This is a genomic window from Halococcus morrhuae DSM 1307, assembly GCF_000336695.1.
GTDB classification, from domain to species: Archaea; Halobacteriota; Halobacteria; order Halobacteriales; family Halococcaceae; genus Halococcus; species Halococcus morrhuae.
Genome location: NZ_AOMC01000078.1, coordinates 1 through 265, shown reverse-complemented (window position 1 = coordinate 265; position 265 = coordinate 1). Strand labels below are relative to the sequence as shown.

The window sequence follows — 265 nt, the reverse complement described above, 5'->3', positions numbered from 1 at the left end:
AGTTCCCGCAAACTCGACCGTCTCCTCGAACGTGACGTCGCTTTTCGCTACCTTGCTGCGAATCAACATCCTGACTTCCGCACGATCAGTCTCTTCCGCAAGAACCACCGCGAGGAGTTCGAGCACCTCTTCGTTGAGATTCTTCGCCTCTGTCGGGAAGCTGGCATGGTTGAGATGGGTGAAGTCGCCTTGGACGGCCGGCGCGTCCAAGGCGACGCTGCCCTCGATCAAAATCGAACTCGTGAGCAGGTCACCGACGAAATCC

Annotated in this window: 1 protein-coding gene; it reads left to right on the top strand. The window is 57.7% G+C overall.

Translation table 11 applies throughout. The annotated features are described in order from the left end of the window. On the top strand, window positions 1-265 hold a 265-nt coding region (locus C448_RS17035; RefSeq protein ID WP_169316346.1), incomplete at both ends, for a transposase.